Below are 4,930 nucleotides of genomic sequence, written 5' to 3'. Positions count from 1 at the left end.
GATATATATTATATACACTTTCCGGTAACGGAGCTTTTCCATTATGCGGACAAGCCATGTATCGGACAGTTCATAAATAATAAGTAAGACGTTATGGTTTTAGATTTATGTTTGCAGCTTACTTGCTGTCATAAATTTAAAGGCATTTTATTGTGTTTTGTGAAACTTTGTATAAAGTTTCGTAAACGTTTACTATCTTACTTATAAAAAATAAGAGTATTGCTATCGTAAAGGAGAATTGGAGATGCCAGAAACTATGACTCAAACAAAGCCAGAACAAGAAACTGTACAAATTTCTGCTAGCCAAGGACAACTTGATGTACTTGATCAGTTGTTAAAACCTGAGGTACAAGAATCATTAACAACACTAGTAGAACAGCTTCCAAAATTAACTGAGCTTGTTAACATTTTAACTAAGTCTTATGACTTCGCTCAAACTGTTGCTACTGATGAAGTATTAAAAAGCGACACTGTTGGTGCAATTACAGAGCTTGTAGAACCTGTAAAAGATACAGTGAAAAGCATGGCTGCAACTGCAATCGAAGCGAAAGATCGTGCTGAAGAAAGCAACGAAGTTATCGGCCTATTCGGCCTGTTAAAATTACTAAAAGATCCACAAGCACAAAAAATGTTCCGCTTTGTGAACGCATATCTTCAAATTAGTGCAGAACGTAACAATAAATAATTTAACTTATAACAACAATTAGTAAAGACGGGGGATATCATACTATGTCAAAACAAATTGTCATCTTAGGCGCTGGTTATGGCGGTCTTCTTGCCGCTTTAAACGTACGTAAATATTACAGCAAATCAGAAGCACAAGTTACAGTGATTAACCAATACCCAACACACCAAATCATCACTGAACTACACCGCCTTGCAGCTGGTAACGTGTCTGAGCAAGCAGTTGCAATGCCACTTACAAAGCTTTTCAAAGGGAAAGACATCGATCTTAAAATCGCAACAGTTGAGTCATTCTCAGTTGATAGCAAAGAAATCAAACTAGCTGGTGGCACTACTTTATCTTACGATGCACTTGTAGTTGCTTTAGGAAGTAAAACTGCTTACTTCGGTATTCCAGGACTAGAAGAAAACAGCATGGTATTAAAATCTGCTGCTGATGCAAACAAAATCTACAAACACGTTGAAGACCGTATTCATGAATACGCGAAAACGAAAAACGAAGCTGATGCTACAATCGTAATCGGTGGTGGCGGATTAACTGGCGTTGAGCTAGTTGGTGAGCTTGCTGACATTATGCCTAAACTTGCAAAAAGCCACGGCGTAAATCCAAAAGAAGTGAAACTTCTTCTTGTTGAAGCAGGTCCAAAAATCCTTCCAGTATTACCAGACCACTTAATCGAACGTGCAACTACTAGCCTAGAAGCACGCGGTGTTACATTCTTAACTGGTCTTCCTGTAACAAACGTTGCTGGCAATGAAATCGACTTAAAAGACGGTCAAAAACTTGTTGCTAACACATTCGTTTGGACAGGCGGCGTACAAGGTAACCCATTAATCGGTGAATCAGGTCTTGAAGTTAACCGTGGACGTGCAACAGTTGATGCATACCTACAATCTACTTCTCACAAAGACGTATTCGTTGCTGGAGACAGCGCTGTTGTCTTCGCTCCAGACGGACGTCCATACCCACCAACTGCACAAATCGCTTGGCAAATGGGTGAGTTAATTGGATACAACTTATACGCAGCACTAGAAGGCAAAGCATTGGAAGAGTTCGCACCTGTAAACTCTGGAACACTTGCTAGTCTAGGACGTAAAGATGCGGTTGCTACAATTGGAGCAAGCAATACTCCACTTAAAGGCTTACCAGCATCATTAATGAAAGAAGCAAGTAACGTTCGTTACTTATCACACATTAAAGGTCTATTCAGCTTAGCTTACTAATCTGAATATAAGCCCGAATCATGCCCTGCATGGTTCGGGCTATTTTTTATCCGTAATTTTCTCTAACTTATTTATTCGTCAAAAAAATTATATACCCTTTAAATTTATCTAAATATACTGACTTTTTATAATGAAAGCTGTCCCGTTCGGAACAGCTCTTATTGTCGCTTTTTGTCGGTAAATCGATATATTGGGAAAATCGCTGATATATTCGGATTTGCGCTGATATATTTCGAAAATCGCCGATATAATTTGAGTTACGGTCGATATATTCGAAAAATCGCCGATATATTTTCCAGCCTTACTTATTATCCTAATTTCACAAGACTGTAGTTCTTCTTCCCTTTACGAATAATAATAAATCTTCCATCAAATGAATTTTCTACAGTAACATCTGTACCCACATCTGTTACTTTCTCACCATTCATAGAAATCGCACCATTATTAATGTCCTCGCGTGCTTGTCGTCTAGATGGTTCAATCCCTAAATCGACTAGCCACTCTACGATGTTTTTCGTCTCTTTTGAAGACTGGAATGTTGGCATTTCTTTAAAGCCTTGTTCAATTTCATCAGCTGTTAACGATTTAATATCTCCGCTAAATAACGCTGCTGTAATTTTCTCAGCTTGCAGGAACGCCTCTTCTCCATGAACAAATTTCGTCATTTCTTCCGCTAACACTTTTTGCGCTTCACGTTTATGAGGCTCTGTTTCTACCTTCGTTGCTAATTCATCAATACGCTCTTTCGTTAAGAACGTAAAATATTTCAAGTATTTAATTACGTCACGGTCATCTGTATTTACCCAGAACTGGTAAAATTCAAACGGTGTCGTTTTTTCAGGATCAAGCCAAACCGCACCACCCGCTGATTTACCAAACTTCGTACCGTCCGATTTTAATAATAACGGAATCGTTAATCCGAATACTTTCGCCTCATGACCTTCTAACTTACGAATTAAATCTAAACCACTCGTAATATTTCCCCATTGGTCACTGCCACCAATTTGAAGTTGAACATCCTCTTTCTTGTATAAATGATGGAAGTCCATCGCTTGCAAAATTTGGTACGTGAATTCTGTGAAAGAAATACCTGTATCTAAACGGCTTGCTACAATATCCTTCGCTAACATGCTATTGATGCTAAAGTTTTTCCCGTAATCACGTAAAAACTCAATAATATTTATTTCATGTGTCCAATCATAGTTATTTACCATCTTCACTTCGCTATTTCCACCAAAATCAAATAGCTTTTTCATTTGTGCTGTTAACGCATCTACATTATGCTGAACCACTTCTAACGTTTGGAGCTGACGCTCTGATTGTCGTCCACTCGGATCACCAATTGTTCCTGTTGCCCCGCCAATTAAAATAACAGGATGATGGCCAGCTAATTGGAATCTCTTCATCATCATAAACGGAATCAAATGTCCGATATGCATACTATCACCAGTTGGATCAACTCCGCAGTATAGTGAAATCTTTTTCTCTTCTACTAGCTTACGTAAGCCTTCTTCGTCAGTCTGCTGATTAACGGCGCCGCGCCATTCTAATTCATCAATAATATTCATCTTTTGTCATCCCCTTTATTTTTTAAAAACAAAAAAGCCCCTATGTCTACGATAGACATAGGGACGATTATTCACCGTGTTACCACCCAGTTTGCATAAATAGCATAGCTACTCATACCACTCTTAGCAATAATATCGATTGCTAGTCCGCTTAGCATTACCTAAGATACTCCAGAGTGTAATTCGCAAGTTTGTTTGTGCTAGGTTCCAGCAACCCCTAGCTCTCTCGTTAACAGTGACAAACTGCTACTGGGCTCTTTCAACGTATGTTATTTGTTAAATTATTAGCCATTATATTGAATTGAAAACAAATTGTCAACAATACCCAAATGTTATTTTAAAATAATTTATATCTTCATACGTATTTCGTTATTCTTTATCTTCTCCAATAATCCTTACTTCTCGCTCCAACTTCACGCCAAATTTCTCTTCAACTGTCTTTTGTACGAAGTGAATTAAATCGATGTAATCTTGTGCTGTTCCGTTATCAACATTCACCATAAATCCAGCGTGTTTTAAAGAAACTTCTACTCCACCAATTCGCTTACCTTGTAGTCCTGAGTCTTGAATTAACTTACCAGCAAAGTTATTTGGTGGGCGCTTAAATACGCTACCACATGAAGGATATTCTAGAGGCTGTTTTGACTCACGTTTAAACGTTAAATCATCCATTTTGGCTTTAATTTCTTCATGTACACCTTCTTCAAGTTCAAATCTCGCTTCAAGAATAATGTAATGGTTGTTCGCAAATACACTCTTACGATATCCAAATTCAAATGCTTCTTTCGTCAAAGTACGTAGCTCTCCATCACCTGTCATTACGACAGCTTCTGTTAATACAAACGAAATTTCACCGCCGTATGCACCAGCATTCATATATAATGCTCCGCCAACTGAACCTGGAATACCACAAGCAAACTCAAGACCCGTTAAGTTATGGTCTAAGGCAATACGTGATACGTCAATAATTGCTGCACCACACTGTGCTACAATCGTCGTTCCTGTTACAGTAACACCTGTAATATGAATTAAACTTACTGTAATCCCGCGAATTCCACCATCTTTAATAATGACATTCGATCCATTTCCTAAAAACGTAACTGGAATATTATATTCGTTCGCATATTTAATAACTTCTTGAATTTCATCATAATTTGTAGGCGCAACAAAAACATCTGCTTTTCCGCCAACTTTAATATGCGTATGATTCTTTAACATTTCATCTTGTTTAACATGTCCTTCAGGCAATACCGTACTTAAATATTTATAAACCTCTTGCATATTCATTTTACGATTCCTCTATTTCTATATTCATTTTATCCCGTTATACGGGCCCATAATATCCCCACGTACATGAAAGAACCTAAAGTGGTGGATACAGTGTACCCAAAATCAATTCGAGACACCTATAAACCTCTTAATTTATAAGAGGTGCCACTCATATTAAAATATAT

General features: G+C 37.7%; 4 protein-coding genes and 1 other annotated feature. Of the genes, 2 read left to right on the top strand and 2 right to left on the bottom strand.

The window, feature by feature from the left end:
• The first annotated feature begins 244 nt into the window (after positions 1-244).
• Positions 245-685, top strand: a complete 441-nt coding sequence (locus tag ABWK52_RS25230; protein ID WP_001115311.1) for a DUF1641 domain-containing protein — start codon at positions 245-247, stop codon at positions 683-685.
• A gap of 44 nt (positions 686-729) precedes the next feature.
• Positions 730-1,908, top strand: a complete 1,179-nt coding sequence (locus ABWK52_RS25225) for an NAD(P)/FAD-dependent oxidoreductase (RefSeq protein ID WP_098542042.1) — start codon at positions 730-732, stop codon at positions 1,906-1,908.
• 308 nt (positions 1,909-2,216) lie between these two features.
• Here the strand turns inward: ABWK52_RS25225 and tyrS are convergent, their stop codons facing one another.
• Both tyrS and murB read right to left on the bottom strand, forming a co-directional pair.
• Positions 2,217-3,476, bottom strand: coding sequence for a tyrosine--tRNA ligase (gene tyrS, locus ABWK52_RS25220; protein ID WP_218272652.1), 1,260 nt, complete (start codon positions 3,474-3,476; stop codon positions 2,217-2,219).
• Positions 3,477-3,532: 56 nt separating this feature from the next.
• Positions 3,533-3,748 (bottom strand) — a binding site (T-box leader).
• Between the two features lie 97 nt (positions 3,749-3,845).
• Positions 3,846-4,763 (bottom strand): UDP-N-acetylmuramate dehydrogenase, encoded by a 918-nt coding sequence (gene murB / locus ABWK52_RS25215; RefSeq protein ID WP_001057102.1) that lies wholly within the window; start codon positions 4,761-4,763, stop codon positions 3,846-3,848.
• Positions 4,764-4,930 lie beyond the last annotated feature (167 nt).

The organism is Bacillus sp. AP50 (genome assembly GCF_040492675.1).
GTDB classification, from domain to species: domain Bacteria; phylum Bacillota; class Bacilli; order Bacillales; family Bacillaceae_G; genus Bacillus_A; species Bacillus_A cereus.
The sequence above is the reverse complement of the archived record's forward strand: the minus strand, read 5'-3'. Positions and strand labels throughout refer to the sequence as shown.